This window comes from Bacillus sp. G1(2015b), from assembly GCF_001482475.1.
GTDB classification, from domain to species: Bacteria; Bacillota; Bacilli; order Bacillales; family Bacillaceae; genus Bacillus; species Bacillus safensis.
Genome location: NZ_LKIC01000004.1, coordinates 26076 through 39714, shown reverse-complemented (window position 1 = coordinate 39714; position 13639 = coordinate 26076). Strand labels below are relative to the sequence as shown.

Sequence of the window (13639 nt, the reverse complement as noted above, 5' to 3'; positions counted from 1 at the left end):
AGAAATGGCAAAGATTATTCAGTTATCCGATGACCTATCCAATAAAATTGCTGCAGGTGAAGTGGTCGAGCGCCCAGCTTCTGTTGTAAAGGAGCTTGTGGAAAATGCGATCGATGCAAAAAGTACAGTGATTGAAATCGATGTAGAAGAAGCAGGTCTTTCTTCTATAAGGATTATTGATAATGGTGTTGGAATCGATGCTGAAGATTGTAAGCTCGCCTTCCAGCGTCATGCAACGAGCAAAATCAAAGACGAAAATGATCTGTTCCGTGTCAGAACCCTTGGATTCAGGGGAGAGGCACTGCCAAGTATTGCATCTGTCTCTCATTTAGAAATGAAAACAAGTACTGGCGAAGGAGCTGGGACACACTTAGCTTTGCAAGGCGGGAAGATTATTTCAGAGAAAAAAACCTCTGGCCGCCGCGGCACTGAGATTGTGGTCACCAATTTATTTTACAATACGCCAGCTCGCCTGAAATATATGAAAACCGTTCATACGGAACTTGGTAATATATCGGATGTGGTCAACCGAATTGCGCTAGCTCATCCCGAAGTATCGATCCGTTTGCGTCATCAAGGGAAAGTTCTCCTCCAAACGAATGGAAACGGAGATGTGCGTCATGTACTTGCGGCCATTTACGGAACAGCCGTGGCGAAAAAAATGCTGCCGCTCCACGTACAATCACTTGATTTTGAAGTGAAAGGGTATATTTCCTTACCAGAAGTGACGAGGGCATCACGAAATTATATGTCTTCTGTTGTAAATGGCCGATATGTCAAACATTTTCCGCTCGTGAAAGCGATCCATGAAGGATATCACACGCTGCTTCCGATTGGTCGTCATCCAATTACATTTATTGAGATGAAGATGGATCCGATTTTAGTGGATGTGAACGTTCATCCTTCGAAGCTTGAAGTGAGACTAAGTAAAGAACAGGAACTTCATGAGCTGATTAAACAAGGAATTAAGGAAGTATTTCAAAAGCAACAGCTCATTCCAAGTGCCTCAGTACCAAAAAAAGCACCAATACCAGCTGTGAAAAATGAGCAGCAATCCTTAACCTTTGATGCGAAACAAGGAAACCAAAGCAGGGCGGAAACACCGCTAACCTATCAGCCGGAGCCGCACGAGTCGGTTATATACGAGACAAGTTATACTGATGCATATGGGATGCCTAAACAAGAGAAGACAGAAACATCATCACCAGTATCTTATGAAGAAGTATCATCTGAGCGTATTCATTTAGAGGAATCCGCCGCTTCATTTGAAGATGAAGAGACGGTACTATATGAAGATGTGACAGAGACGATGCCTGAAAACGAACGCGTCCCTGTGATGTATCCAATTGGGCAAATGCACGGCACATATATTTTGGCTCAAAATGAACGAGGACTTTATATCATTGACCAGCATGCAGCTCAAGAGCGAATCAAGTATGAGTATTATCGTGAGAAGGTGGGAGAGATCGAACAGGAAGTGCAAGAAATGCTCGTCCCCTTAACATTTCACTACTCTAAAAACGATATGCTGATCATTGAAGAGCATAAGGATATTCTAGCGAAAGTGGGTGTCTTCTTAGAGCCCTTTGGTTCAGGAAGCTACATCGTTCGTTCGCATCCGCAGTGGTTTCCGAAAGGTGAAGAGGCTGAACTGATCGAAGAGATTATAGAGCAAGTGCTTAATGAAAAACGTGTTGACATCAAGAAACTGAGAGAAGAAGCGGCGATTATGATGAGCTGCAAAGGCTCAATCAAAGCAAATCGTCATTTGCGTCATGATGAAATCAAAGCCTTATTAGATGAACTCCGGACAACGAAGGATCCATTCACCTGTCCACACGGCCGGCCGATCATTATTCATCACTCCACTTATGAAATGGAGAAAATGTTTAAACGGGTGATGTGATATAAAAAAAGCGCTCTTAACAGAGCGCTTTTTTCTTTAGCATCCGCAAGGATCTGGCGGTGTGACCACAACTGGCCGTGTATTAATATCAAGCGTATCTTCTGCATAAAATGTAGAACCGATGCTGAGTGCTCGATTTTCTGCGCGGAACGTATATGTACCTGCAGCAGGAAGTACTTTATGTGAAAGCTTTAATGTATACTTGGAAATTCCAAGTAAATCCAATCTGAGCGGAATACGAACGGTTTGCCCGTTGTTCAAAATGTAGCTGTCTTTTAATGCTTTACCGTTCATAATGTCTTTCGTTGTTGCTTGGAAACCCTTTGGCAATGTGAACTCTACTGTACCAAGACTTAAAACTGAATTTGGGCTGTACGTCAGCTCAATGTCAGAATAAGACCATTCCTGCTTACTAGCTCCTGTAATTTTAGCGTAAAGCGCAGCTGGCTTTACATTGGTTGATGCTTTGCTTTCGGCTCCTTCAGCAGATGCAGAAAGTGGTACTGACAGCGCCATAACCAATGTGAGCATCCCCAGCATAAGAATCGTCCATGTTTTTTTCATTTTTTCCTTCCCCCTTGTTGAATATAGGTAAATAATAGATGATTACACCCATTATTTACCTATAATGTTACCATATTACCATATGGTATTAAATGGGATATTATACCCTTATTTTGTCATTCTTTAGTAATAGCGGGGGAATAGCGCATTTGGTTGATTCATTCCGTAAAAATGGCCAGGCATTTGCTGGTTTGTTGGCATCATCATATGCATATCTTGATAACCGTATGGATGGTGCGGCATCATCCCGTACCCACCATAATGGCCTAGATGATGGTGGTCCTTCATTGGAACATGCTTTGAAAAGTAATCATGCTGATTTGGAAACGTTGAATAGGGTGAATGATGATGTGGATGGTGCGCATTATACATATCTTTTTTGCCGCTATGATAATGGTTTGGCATATTCATATGATCATGCATGTTTGGTGCGATCATATGCTCATGATTGGCTGTATACACATTTTCAAATGTGTGATAGGGATTTTCTTGGTGATAATGATTCATTTGGCTGTTCATATCGTTCATGTATATCTCATCCTTTATGTCAGGTTGCCATATCCTATGAGACAGATTTACTTGATGAGCCTATCCATATGAAAGAAAAAAACCGGCTTTTCAGCCGGGAAAAGGAAAAGCAGGTAAAGCGTCAAGCCTTAAATTTCGTAGCGATGTCTTCTTCTACGACGCTTTTTACATCTGCTGCAGACACTTTTAGGAAAATAACAGGGATCGTAGCTTCGAGAGGTATCCCAAAAATCGCTCTCAAACCATTTATCTTTTTTATGACAATACTTTTTTTCTTTACATGGATCCTCATGGTGATGATCGTCATGCTTTTTATGACAGTTTGAGTGGGAATGTTTGCACTTGCATTTGCACATTGTCATCCCTCCTAAATGTGACTCAATGCTAGTATATGCAAGAAAGAGTCATGAGGACTGGATGCTCTCACTTCTTTTATAAAAAAGGCTTTTTCTGAAAAAACTCAAATAAAAAGAATTGACTAGTGCTAAATTAACATGATAAAATATAAATTTTTATCCTCTGATGAAATGTGTTATAATGATATTGTGAATACTTTCGGAGGTGGCGGATTTGTTTCAAATAGGTGATAAAATTGTTTATCCAATGCATGGAGCCGGTGTGATTGAAGGAATGGAAGAAAAAGAGATTTTAGGTAAGACGCAGGAATATTTTCTGATTCAAATGCCGAATATGCAGATGATGGTCCCAAAAGGCAGAATCAATCAACTAGGTATACGTCCGGTAGCAGATCAAGCAACGCTGAAAGTTGTGATGAACAATTTTGCAGAAGAAACAAACGACGACACGCTTACTTGGAAGCAAAGATATGATGAAAATCTGAAAAAGCTAAAAACAGGTGCGATCGAAGATGGTGCAGACGTTGTTAAAGATCTGATGAGACGAAATCAGAAGAAAGCATTAAATTCAAGTGAAAAGAAGATGCTTGAAGATGCAAGAGGCATGTTAGTGAGTGAGATTTCACTTGCACAGGGACTGTCGCAAGATGAAGTGATGACAGCTTTAGAGAATGAATTAAGAATGTAATGATGATATACAGAGACTAGCTGTAAACAGAAGAGGAGACTCCTTTGTTTACAGCTTTTTTGTTTTGAAAAAAAGAGTAATATTGGCATTTTTGTAGGTGGTTTTAACTAATATTGAAATGAGGTCATACGATTTAGTTTTTACGCGGACAACAAAAATTCAAAGACCTCTGATATACCTAGATGACATTAAAAACAGGTAAGTTTTCCTGATTCATTCAAATGAGCCGGACAACCTTTGAATTTTTTAAGCCATTGATAGTAAAATATTGCGGTAAGATGACACCTAAGAGAAAAAAGGAGCGGTGAAATGAAAAGGTTACTAATATGTGGATTCATCTTTCTTATTCTGTGTACTCTTTTAATGGTGAAATGCACCCATTCTGTTCAAGAAAAAAAAGAGCAAAAGAAGCATTATCAAGAGGTAGAAAAGTATCAAAAAGAGCGAAAACAAGGTGATCAATACGAAAGCTTTAAACAGCTCATACGACATGAAAAAGAAGGGTACGAGATAGAATTTCACGAAAAGGGCGGAAGTGATTTACTCGTATTTTCTCCTCATGGAGGTGAGATTGAACCAGGAACAAGTGAAATTGTAGAAGCCTTTCAAGAAAGCTATTCTACATATTTGTTCGAAGGTACAAAGCAAGACAATAACCGGGACCTGCATATCACGAGTACTAATTTTGATGAACCCGTTTTGGTTCAAATGATTAAAACGTATCCTTTTTCAATTTCCATCCACGGCTATAAAAGTGATAAAAGACACACGCTCGTTGGCGGCACAAATGAAAAAATGCAAAGAGCGGTTGTGCGAGAACTAAGAGATCGAGGATTTTCCGCAGAAATGGTACAAAAAGGCGAACGGCTTTCTGGTACAGATCCTAAAAATATAAATAATCAAAATGCAAGTGGTGAAAGTGTTCAGCTAGAAATTAGTACAGCACAAAGAGAAGCTTTTTTTGACAATTTTGATACGAGAAAAGGAAAGAAAAAAGCATTCAGACGTTATATCAATGCGTTAAAAGAAGTACTAAGAGAATTCGACCCGTCTTCGTAAAAAAAGTTTTGATGGGCAAAAGTACTCTATTTAAACTTGGTAAAAAAGATAGGAATATGCGATTTGAACATAAAATATGTAATAACTTACAATTTGCCTTAAAAACATAAATTATGTAAAATAATAGTTATCAGTTTGATATGATAGAATGGGGCTGAAGTGGATGGCACACAAAATACCATCTTCCGAAGTAGGTGTAAAGATCAATCAATGGTACACGCATATTTGCAAATTTGAAGTTGAACAGGCAAACGGCATGAAGCGCCTTGTTGAAGAAGAAATTCATGATATGGAAGAGGATCAAGATTTACTCCTATATTATTCTCTAATGGATTTTCGCCATCAAATGATGCTTCAGCACTTAGCGCCCGTCCATGCAGGGAGTGAAACGCTTCAAGCAGTGTCCTTTCCTAAAGAAATTGGCGATGCAGAAGATGAGATGACAGGCTTACTAGGCTATTATTTTCATTTTTTTCATGGAATGTATGCGTTCATCCAGCGCCGGTATATCGAGGCCATTTCATATTACAAGCATGCGGAACATCAACTGATTTTAGTGACAGATGAGATCGAAAAAGCAGAATTCTACTATAAAATCGCAGAAGTATACTATCATATGAAACAAACTTATTTCTCCATGCACTATGCTAAAAAGGCGAGAGACATCTATAAGAAACATCAGCTTTATGGAAAAAGAAGCATTCAATGTGATTTTGTCATGGCAGGTAATTGGATTGATGTCAATCAGTATCAAAAAGCGCTTCCTTATTTAGAAAAAGCGTTAAAAGTCTGTGAAGCGATGGAACAAAAAGAATGTACATCTTACTTTAAAGCAATGGCTCTTAATAACTTAGGCACTTGTCATTATAGTATGGGAACGTACCATACAGCGACTGTCTTTTTTGAACAAGCCATTTCACTTTATCAGAAAGATCAAGCATCCACGATGATCAAATCGTTGTTTTCACTTGCCCTTACTTGTTTTAAACTCGGAGATATTCAGCGAGCGGGCGAGGCCATATCTACAGGAATGAAAGAGGCTTGTGTATTGGAAGATGAAATTTATCAGTTGAAATTCCAATTTCTACAGGCGCTCTATATAGAGAAAGACGGCTGTGAGCAATTGAGGTCGGCACTTTTTGGTCTGAGAAATAAAAAAATGTTTGCTGATTTAGAGGAATTAGCACTTGATGCGGCTAATTATTATAAGGAACGCGACATGTACAAGGAATCCTCCACTTTTTTTGAGATTGTGATCGAAGCGCGTACGCACATTCAAAAAGGAGATGAGATGTATGAGAACGAAGCATAACATGTCAGCTGCTCAAGTAGATGAAAGACTTCACACTTAAAAATGAGACAAACAACACACCCTTTACGCATAAACGTAAAGGGCTTTTTTCTTTATTCTTTGATTGCTTTTTCTGCGTCAATTGCACCTGCTCCATAAATCATCGGATCATCCCCAGACCACTTGCTTGTATTTTCTTTTAACAGGGTTTTGACTTCATCTGGCGTTAAATCTGGTGAATGCTCTAATAGTAGAGCGCAAATACCAGCACAAATCGGTGTTGCCATCGATGTGCCAGATAACGTTGTATAATCATCGTCTACTCTGCTTGATTTGTCGAGTTTATCCAGAAAGGATCTTGGTGATCTGAGAGAAACGATGTTTACTCCTGGTGCGAGGATATCAGGCTTTGCTTCCCCGTAAACAGTAGGCCCTCTGCTTGAAAACGGTGCCACGATATCGTCACTTGATTCAGGTGTATTCCTGTCATCATAGGCTCCGACCGTAATGACTTTTTGACTGACAGCAGGGCTTGCAATCGTCTGGCTGTTAGGACCAGAGTTCCCGGCAGCGACGCATACAACAATCCCTTGATCCCAAGCCGCATTGACAGCACGCACCATTGGATCGTCCTGTTCGTCATCATAACGCTGCGCAGCTCCGCCTAGCGACATACTGATAATATGAATCGGATCATCAGGGTGGTCTTCGTTGAACTGCATGCACCATTCAACACCTTCTATAATAGTAGAAAGTGATCCAGCCCCTTGTTTATTTAACACTTTCACACCAATCAGATTTGCTTTTGGGGCAGGTCCTTTGTATAGGCCGTCTGAAGCGGATCCATCTCCTGCGACATCTCCCGCGCAGTGAGTACCGTGGCCATTATCATCATAAGGTTTTGTTTTTTGTTTGACTAAATCCACAAAATCACGAATTCTTCCATCTAAATCTTCATGCGGATAAATTCCCGTGTCAATGACAGCGACCGTAATGCCTTCCCCGGTTAAAGTTGTCCCGTTTCGGATGACTTCTTCAGCATGACTTGCTTGTGTGGCTACGTCCAGCAGCGCATGAACTTTCCTGTCTAAATAAATTTTACGAATATGCTCACCGTTTGCTAATAGCTCCTCTAAAGCAGCAGGCGTTAAATCAGCAGCGCAGCAGTCGATATGTGAAAAATGTCGTTTTATATTTGTTTTTCTGCTTTTTTTCATTAATTGTTTCGTGCTTTGAATCCCTGCCTCGGCTGCACCTTCCTTAAATTCAATGATCACACGAAGCTTCTTTTTCTTCTTCAGCCTGCCTTCGAAAAAACGATGAAGAAAGCATGGCGTCCATTTAAAAGGTTTATAAAGGTGAAGAACGGTTTCTCTTAAAGGCTGATCTAGTTTACTAGCATGTGTTCTGACCATTTGCACCATAGAAAATCCAAACATGTGATGCCCTCCATTCCAGCTATCCATTCTCGTACACTCTTACATTATGTGATTGAGAACTGCTTGGTTCGGATTCTTGTCCCCTTCTTTTCTTTATATTGGCGGCTTGCTTATGCCTTTCAAAAAAGAAAAGCGCTTACATTTTGTAAAATAATAGAAAAAGGTGGAAATCATGTAGAATCTGCCGATGATAGGTGGGAGAGTTCTTCTAAGAGAACCAGCGAATCAAAGGATTTTGCAGAAAAAGGAGGGGTGTAGACAGGGTCAATGCTCATATAAATGTGATGCGTGACAGATGGAAAAAATCAAATCCTTATCAAAAAAAGCCGAATTAAAGAAAACAGACTGGATAGGACTAGGTCATATTAAACATAACGTCATTTCTTTGTCATACTATTCTAACTCTGTTTTCAAAGAGGAGAGGCGTTTCTGTGTATATAAATGCAATTATCTTATTTTTGAGGAATCTCATGATCTAGAGTGTTATGATCAAACGTGAAGAGAAAATGTGGAAAAAATGATAAGAAATGATGATTCAATATAAATCATAGAAACGGCTTAGAAATCTGTTAAAGGAGAACGGGAATGAAGAAGTTTTTTGCTTTGCTTCTCCTGCTTGCGATCGGATGGGGCGTTTATTATACCATGCAAGCACAGGAACATGATGAGCCAGTGTCATCAGGTGGGGAAGACGAAAGCGGTTCAAATGATATTTATCGAAATTTTAAAGAACTGGAAGAAAACGAATCAACAAGCAGCTACAACATTACAGCCAACCCAGTGCCCGGCAGCCGCCTTCTTGTGATGTCACCTCATGGCGGGAGGATTGAAGGCGGCGTGAGCGAGATTGTCCATTTTTTTGACAACGATTTTTCGACGTATTTATTTGAAGGTCTAAGAGAGAATGCATCAGAACTTCATATTACAAGTACAAACTTTGATGAGCCAATCGGCGTCGCGCAGGCAAAAGCACATGATTACGTGTTAGCAGTGCATGGATACAAAGGCGAGGAAGGAATTGACCATACTCTCGTCGGCGGAACAGATTACGACCGTGCAGAGAAAATTGTGAGCTCATTAGAGCGGAACGGGTTTTCTGCTGAACTAGCTGTCGCACACGCAACCCTGAGCGGAACAAGCAATCATAATATTAATAATCTTACAAAAACAGGGCAAAGTGTGCAGCTTGAGATTAGCAGAAGTCAGCGTGAAGCTTTATTTGACAGTTTCGACTTTCGGAGGCGGTCGAGTACAAAAAACGAGACGTTCTATCGTTATGTCAGGGCAATTCGCACAGTGCTTGATGAAGAATATACATAAGGGCCGTGCACATGTTAAGACAAGCAGGGGAATTCTTGTTACACTATGAACAGTGATAACAAAAGGAGAGACGGATATGACGCGTCATCATTTTCATCTTCAGGCAAGCTGGCCTGGTCTGCGTAACGATGTGGGTACAATCGCATGCGAACAATTAAAAACAAAGATTTCGATTCCAAAGGAAATGGACGGTCCGGGTATTGGAACCAATCCAGATGAGATGCTCTTAGGTGCAGCGGCTACGTGTTATATCATTACACTTGCAGCCATGATGGAGCGGAGTCAATTAGAGAAAGAGGATCTATCGATGAGCTCTGAAGCTGTCGTAGATGTGACAAATGGTGTGTTTACTTATGAGGAAATCATTCATCGACCTGTCATCATCCTCAAAGAGACCGCTTCCGCACAAGATATTGAGCTGGCCCGAAAGCTTGCGCATAAAGCCGAAAGCTCATGTATGATCTCAAGAGCTGTTCAGGGTAATGTGAACATTTCCTTAGAAGAAACCATTCAAGCCGGCCGTTAAAACAAAAAAGTCATTTTCTCTTGAAATATGGAGAAAATGACTTTTTTTATGACGTCCATTCGGTTTGATCGAGTTGTGCTTTGGTTTCGTTCTTTTGCTTCTTGGACTGATTTAAGACAATCACGCCGCAGATGACAAGTGCAAGGCCAATGAAGCCTTTCGTGCTGATTGTTTCGTTAAACAGGAAAAGTCCTACAAGAGCAGTGAGAGCTGTTCCAACACCAGACCATGTTGCATAGGCAGATGAGAGCTCAATGGTTTTAAGTGCTAAACTGAGGAAAGTAAAGGCGCATCCAAATCCGATCAGTACCCCGATACTCGGCAGCAGCTGCGAAAAGCCTTGAGAAAGCTTCAGCATTGTACTGCCAAAAACCTCCGTTAAAATGGCTCCTGTTAAGTAGAGCATTCCTTTCATGATCTCTCACATCCTTTATGACATATTTAATAGTACGACCCCTGAGACAAGCATCGCCATCCCAATGACTGCTTTTTGGTTCAAGGTTTCTTTGAAAAAGAGCACGCCAAAAATAGCCGTGAGGACCGTACCAACCCCAGACCATGTTGCATAAGACATGCTAAGCGGAATAATGTTCAGTGTCAATGACAGCATATAAAAAGCAAGAGAATAGCCAGCCACAACGACAGCGCTTGGCTTCCAGCGTGTAAAACCATTAGATAATTTTAACATCGCGGCGCCAATGGATTCAGAAAAAATGGCCACTGCCAAAAAAAGATATCCGAGGATCATCATCATCCCTCCTCTAATAGGTGTAAAATCCGATGAAGTAAAAGGGTTTTTATCCTCTCTTTTCAGCTGTTCGAGCTGAAATATTTCTGAAAACCAGCATGCTCTGCCATCTGCTGAAGGGTGAGATGTCTTACTCCTTCTTTTAATATCATACGGGCAGCTGCATCAAAATGGCTCTTTTGTGGTTTTAGGCATAAAAAAAACACCTACTTTACTGAACAGTCGGTAAAGTAAATGTTAACCCATGAAAAAAGAATGTGTCAATTGATTCATTTTATGAACGGATGTTTTCACTTAAACGTCATATTTAATACCAAGGGTATGGTCCGTACGGCGGGTAAGGAGGCGGGTAAGGGTATCCATAACCATATCCTGGCGCAAGAAGAGATCCAGCAAGCAAGCCTCCAGCAAAACCACCTAAAAATGGAGGTCCAAAGAATCCAGGTCTCCCAAACCCAAAACCAGGGCGTCCAAATCCAAATCCGGGTCTCCCAAACCCAAAACCAGGACGTCCAAATCCGAAGCCAAAAGGTCTTCTCATGTCTTCTTGAATAAATGGAGGTGTGTCAAAATAATTCATAATAAAAGGCTCCTTTCTCATAAAATCACTGTAACTGACATCAGTGTATTCCGATTGCCTACATATGTTTGGGTGAACGCCTAATATAAGGAGGAATGTTAGAAATGGGCCTGTATCAATCTGATTGGGCAAAGTGTCCGCCGCATGCTCATGCATATAAAGCACATACGGATGTAACAGAGGGGCATTATCATTTAATAGAAGGTATTTCTCAGCCTGTGAATGGAAGCAGTACCGACCGGCATACTCATTTTTATCGCGGGATCACCTCCTTTGAAAGAGGGCATTTCCACAGGTATTACGGTATCACAGGGCCTGCGATTCCTAGAGTGGATGGAACACATTATCATGAGATTGAGGAAGTCACCTATTCTGCCTACCTCGATTCTGTTCCCATCCCATATGGAGGTGTCGTCTATAGTCCAGATGAGAATCGGCCAACACATAAGCATCGTTTAAAAGGAAAAACGTATGAAGTGGTTGGAAATGAACCGCTTGGCTGGTGATGGCCAGGATATAGGAGAGTAAGAAAAGTTATGCTATACTGTAGGCAGTTTTGTAAAAGAGAGTGATGTTATGAATAAAGCGAAGCAGCCAGTAATCGTATTAGTAGGGCCGACGGCTGTCGGCAAAACCAAATTGAGCATTGATATAGCCAAAGCATTTAATGGAGAGATTATCAGCGGGGATTCTATGCAGATTTATAAAGGAATGGACATTGGAACAGCTAAAATTACCCCCGAAGAAATGAATGGTATCCCGCACCATCTAATTGATATTAAACAACCGGACGAATCCTTTTCGACAGCTGAATTTCAGCAGCTGGTCCGTTCGAAGATCAAAGAGATAGCCGCTAGAGGGAAAACGCCAATGATTGTCGGCGGAACAGGCCTCTATATCCAATCTGTTTTATATGATTACACATTTACGGATGAGAAAAGTGATCCTGTTTTTAGAGAAGAAATGGCGCTGTTTGAACAGCAGCACGGCGCGATTTTGCTGCACGAAAAGCTAAAAGCAGTAGATCCTGATGCGGCAAATGCTATTCATCCGAATAACGTCCGCCGCGTGATCCGGGCGCTGGAAGTGATCCATACAACAGGTCAGAAAATGTCGGAAATGCAAAACGGGCATCAAGAAGTTCCTCTTTATGATACAGCCTTCATTGGGCTGAAAATGGATCGAGAGCTTTTGTACGAGCGCATTCATCAAAGAATTGATATGATGATAGATGAGGGCTTAATTGAAGAAGTGAGAGCACTTTATCAATCAGGCTTGAAGGATTGTCAGTCTGTTCAAGCCATTGGTTATAAAGAGCTGTATGCCTATTTTCAAGGTGACTGCTCACTTGATGAAGCCATCCAGCAATTAAAGCAAAATTCCCGTAGATATGCGAAGCGTCAGTTCACGTGGTTCCGTAATAAAATGGCGGTCACTTGGTTTGATATGACACCGCCTTGCCACTTTTCAGACAAAAAAGAGGAAATTTTCGCATATATAGCAGGAAAGCTTGGACTTAAAGCGAAACTGTAGTTATCAGAATCAAGGAGGACGAAACATGAAACCGATTAATATTCAGGAGCAGTTTTTGAATCAGATCCGCAAAGACAATACATTTGTCACAGTATTCTTACTGAATGGCTTTCAGCTTCGCGGTCAAGTGAAGGGATTTGACAATTTCACGGTGCTGCTTGAAACAGAAGGAAAGCAGCAGCTTATTTATAAACACGCCATTTCTACATTTGCACCTCAAAAGAATGTAAATCTGGAATTAGAATAGGATAGGTTGTATTGAATAGCCCCATGCCTCTGCGAATAAACCGGCCGAACCCGCTACGTTTTTTGTCAGTGCAGAGGGGCTATTTTGTATGCAATGAAACTTTTCTGCCAATTTTCCGTATAATTCCTTATTGGATATTAGAAGGGTGAGGGGATTCATATGGAAAATGCAGAGCTTGAATTAAGAAGGATTAGAGTGATCCTCCTTTTGATTGGAATTGTAGTCTTGTTTGGATCGTGCGCTATCTCAAACATTGAAACGAGACAAGAAAGTTGGAATAACCATTCTCATGAAAATGCAGATGGAGTTTTACGATCATCTGCTGCACTAAAAAATAATCACTTTGCTGTTTTGAAAGATGATCAAGTACATGTGTACCGATTTGATGAAAAAGAGGGAAAACTGACTCTCGTTACAACGAAATACATAGATGAATGGGATGACGAAGAATATGATGATGGTCTTGATGATGAAGAGTAAGCACGTAAATTTACAAATGAATGTGAAGCCGCTACACTATAATCATGCATCAGACATCTAGACAGAAAAGGATGAGTTCATGACACATAAAATTAAAATTAATCATTGGGAACAAACTTGTGAAGACGATTCCTGTTTCGAATATGGAACAAGTGTTTCTGTAAATGGGAAAGAATTAGTGAGAGAAGCTTCAATCGTCTCTGCGCTTGAAGCGGTGCTAAAAGAATTAGGTGTTGAAGTGGAAATTACAGAAGTGTCAGAAGATTTACAGTGCGATGCCTACAAAAAATAAAACAAAAAGTCTAGTCTACTAAGCGATTTTTTTTCGTGTTATGATAGATTTCGGTTTCAGTTGAATAGGGAGTAGAGCAGTC

At 40.6% G+C, this 13639-nt stretch carries 18 protein-coding genes; 12 read left to right on the top strand and 6 right to left on the bottom strand.

Features of this window, described 5'->3' with window-relative positions; all coding sequences use genetic code 11:
- The first annotated feature begins 4 nt into the window (after window positions 1-4).
- Window positions 5-1906, top strand: a complete 1902-nt coding sequence (mutL, locus tag AMR95_RS03840; RefSeq protein WP_058837652.1) for a DNA mismatch repair endonuclease MutL — start codon at window positions 5-7, stop codon at window positions 1904-1906.
- A 36-nt stretch (window positions 1907-1942) separates the two neighbouring features.
- Here mutL and bslA read toward each other — a convergent pair whose 3' ends face one another.
- A complete protein-coding gene (gene bslA / locus AMR95_RS03835; protein ID WP_058837651.1) occupies window positions 1943-2470 on the bottom strand; it encodes a biofilm surface layer hydrophobin BslA in 528 nt (175 codons plus the stop codon).
- A 123-nt stretch (window positions 2471-2593) separates the two neighbouring features.
- Window positions 2594-2998, bottom strand: a complete 405-nt coding sequence (locus tag AMR95_RS03830; RefSeq protein ID WP_047203896.1) for a hypothetical protein — start codon at window positions 2996-2998, stop codon at window positions 2594-2596.
- A gap of 68 nt (window positions 2999-3066) precedes the next feature.
- Here AMR95_RS03830 and AMR95_RS19105 point away from each other — a divergent pair, with 68 nt between their 5' ends.
- The 4 genes from AMR95_RS19105 to AMR95_RS03810 all read left to right on the top strand — a co-directional run bounded on the left by AMR95_RS19105 (window position 3067) and on the right by AMR95_RS03810 (window position 6413).
- Window positions 3067-3324 (top strand): hypothetical protein, encoded by a 258-nt coding sequence (locus AMR95_RS19105; protein WP_058837650.1) that lies wholly within the window; start codon window positions 3067-3069, stop codon window positions 3322-3324.
- Window positions 3325-3568: 244 nt separating this feature from the next.
- Complete coding sequence (locus AMR95_RS03820) at window positions 3569-4042, top strand: CarD family transcriptional regulator (protein WP_039178750.1); 474 nt, start codon at window positions 3569-3571, stop codon at window positions 4040-4042.
- A gap of 309 nt (window positions 4043-4351) precedes the next feature.
- A complete protein-coding gene (locus AMR95_RS03815) occupies window positions 4352-5101 on the top strand; it encodes a poly-gamma-glutamate hydrolase family protein (RefSeq protein WP_039178752.1) in 750 nt (249 codons plus the stop codon).
- A 163-nt stretch (window positions 5102-5264) separates the two neighbouring features.
- Window positions 5265-6413 carry a Rap family tetratricopeptide repeat protein gene (locus tag AMR95_RS03810; RefSeq protein WP_058837649.1) on the top strand — a complete coding sequence of 383 codons (1149 nt, stop codon included), beginning with the start codon at window positions 5265-5267 and terminating at the stop codon, window positions 6411-6413.
- Window positions 6414-6505: 92 nt separating this feature from the next.
- Here AMR95_RS03810 and AMR95_RS03805 read toward each other — a convergent pair whose 3' ends face one another.
- Window positions 6506-7831: a S8 family peptidase gene (locus tag AMR95_RS03805; protein ID WP_058837648.1), complete on the bottom strand. Its 1326-nt coding sequence runs from the start codon at window positions 7829-7831 to the stop codon at window positions 6506-6508.
- Between the two features lie 585 nt (window positions 7832-8416).
- Here AMR95_RS03805 and AMR95_RS03795 point away from each other — a divergent pair.
- Together AMR95_RS03795 and AMR95_RS03790 are read left to right on the top strand one after the other, a co-directional pair.
- Complete coding sequence (locus AMR95_RS03795) at window positions 8417-9151, top strand: poly-gamma-glutamate hydrolase family protein (protein ID WP_039178760.1); 735 nt, start codon at window positions 8417-8419, stop codon at window positions 9149-9151.
- A gap of 76 nt (window positions 9152-9227) precedes the next feature.
- Window positions 9228-9677 carry an OsmC family protein gene (locus AMR95_RS03790; protein WP_039178763.1) on the top strand — a complete coding sequence of 150 codons (450 nt, stop codon included), beginning with the start codon at window positions 9228-9230 and terminating at the stop codon, window positions 9675-9677.
- Window positions 9678-9723: 46 nt separating this feature from the next.
- Here AMR95_RS03790 and erbB read toward each other — a convergent pair whose 3' ends face one another.
- The 3 genes from erbB to AMR95_RS03775 form a co-directional block, all read right to left on the bottom strand.
- Complete coding sequence (gene erbB / locus AMR95_RS03785) at window positions 9724-10092, bottom strand: SMR family multidrug efflux transporter EbrB (RefSeq protein ID WP_058837646.1); 369 nt, start codon at window positions 10090-10092, stop codon at window positions 9724-9726.
- Between the two features lie 15 nt (window positions 10093-10107).
- Entirely contained in the window at window positions 10108-10425 is a 318-nt protein-coding gene (erbA, locus tag AMR95_RS03780) for an SMR family multidrug efflux transporter EbrA (protein WP_058837645.1), read from the bottom strand.
- Between the two features lie 307 nt (window positions 10426-10732).
- Window positions 10733-11005, bottom strand: a complete 273-nt coding sequence (locus AMR95_RS03775) for a hypothetical protein (RefSeq protein WP_047203904.1) — start codon at window positions 11003-11005, stop codon at window positions 10733-10735.
- Window positions 11006-11109: 104 nt separating this feature from the next.
- Between AMR95_RS03775 and AMR95_RS03770 the strand changes: the two genes are divergently transcribed.
- The 5 genes from AMR95_RS03770 to AMR95_RS03750 all read left to right on the top strand — a co-directional run bounded on the left by AMR95_RS03770 (window position 11110) and on the right by AMR95_RS03750 (window position 13557).
- Window positions 11110-11511, top strand: coding sequence for a YmaF family protein (locus tag AMR95_RS03770; protein WP_058837644.1), 402 nt, complete (start codon window positions 11110-11112; stop codon window positions 11509-11511).
- 70 nt (window positions 11512-11581) lie between these two features.
- Window positions 11582-12538, top strand: coding sequence for a tRNA (adenosine(37)-N6)-dimethylallyltransferase MiaA (miaA, locus tag AMR95_RS03765; protein ID WP_058837643.1), 957 nt, complete (start codon window positions 11582-11584; stop codon window positions 12536-12538).
- A 25-nt stretch (window positions 12539-12563) separates the two neighbouring features.
- Window positions 12564-12785, top strand: coding sequence for an RNA chaperone Hfq (hfq, locus tag AMR95_RS03760; protein WP_024424088.1), 222 nt, complete (start codon window positions 12564-12566; stop codon window positions 12783-12785).
- A 159-nt stretch (window positions 12786-12944) separates the two neighbouring features.
- On the top strand, window positions 12945-13265 hold the full coding sequence (locus tag AMR95_RS03755; RefSeq protein WP_058837642.1) for a YmzC family protein: 321 nt from the start codon (window positions 12945-12947) through the stop codon (window positions 13263-13265).
- 79 nt (window positions 13266-13344) lie between these two features.
- The gene (locus AMR95_RS03750; RefSeq protein ID WP_003212415.1) at window positions 13345-13557 is read left to right on the top strand and encodes a hypothetical protein; all 213 of its coding nucleotides are present in this window, start codon (window positions 13345-13347) and stop codon (window positions 13555-13557) included.
- Window positions 13558-13639: the final 82 nt, after the last annotated feature.

Coding starts and splice junctions, on each gene's coding strand:
- mutL (WP_058837652.1), top strand. CDS start 5: ATGGCAAAGATTATTCAGTTATCCGATGACCTATCCAATAAAATTGCT.
- bslA (WP_058837651.1), bottom strand. CDS start 2,470: ATGAAAAAAACATGGACGATTCTTATGCTGGGGATGCTCACATTGGTT.
- AMR95_RS03830 (WP_047203896.1), bottom strand. CDS start 2,998: ATGAACGATATGAACAGCCAAATGAATCATTATCACCAAGAAAATCCC.
- AMR95_RS19105 (WP_058837650.1), top strand. CDS start 3,067: ATGAAAGAAAAAAACCGGCTTTTCAGCCGGGAAAAGGAAAAGCAGGTA.
- AMR95_RS03815 (WP_039178752.1), top strand. CDS start 4,352: ATGAAAAGGTTACTAATATGTGGATTCATCTTTCTTATTCTGTGTACT.
- AMR95_RS03810 (WP_058837649.1), top strand. CDS start 5,265: ATGGCACACAAAATACCATCTTCCGAAGTAGGTGTAAAGATCAATCAA.
- AMR95_RS03805 (WP_058837648.1), bottom strand. CDS start 7,831: ATGTTTGGATTTTCTATGGTGCAAATGGTCAGAACACATGCTAGTAAA.
- AMR95_RS03795 (WP_039178760.1), top strand. CDS start 8,417: ATGAAGAAGTTTTTTGCTTTGCTTCTCCTGCTTGCGATCGGATGGGGC.
- AMR95_RS03790 (WP_039178763.1), top strand. CDS start 9,228: ATGACGCGTCATCATTTTCATCTTCAGGCAAGCTGGCCTGGTCTGCGT.
- erbB (WP_058837646.1), bottom strand. CDS start 10,092: ATGAAAGGAATGCTCTACTTAACAGGAGCCATTTTAACGGAGGTTTTT.
- erbA (WP_058837645.1), bottom strand. CDS start 10,425: ATGATCCTCGGATATCTTTTTTTGGCAGTGGCCATTTTTTCTGAATCC.
- AMR95_RS03775 (WP_047203904.1), bottom strand. CDS start 11,005: ATGAATTATTTTGACACACCTCCATTTATTCAAGAAGACATGAGAAGA.
- AMR95_RS03770 (WP_058837644.1), top strand. CDS start 11,110: ATGGGCCTGTATCAATCTGATTGGGCAAAGTGTCCGCCGCATGCTCAT.
- miaA (WP_058837643.1), top strand. CDS start 11,582: ATGAATAAAGCGAAGCAGCCAGTAATCGTATTAGTAGGGCCGACGGCT.
- hfq (WP_024424088.1), top strand. CDS start 12,564: ATGAAACCGATTAATATTCAGGAGCAGTTTTTGAATCAGATCCGCAAA.
- AMR95_RS03755 (WP_058837642.1), top strand. CDS start 12,945: ATGGAAAATGCAGAGCTTGAATTAAGAAGGATTAGAGTGATCCTCCTT.
- AMR95_RS03750 (WP_003212415.1), top strand. CDS start 13,345: ATGACACATAAAATTAAAATTAATCATTGGGAACAAACTTGTGAAGAC.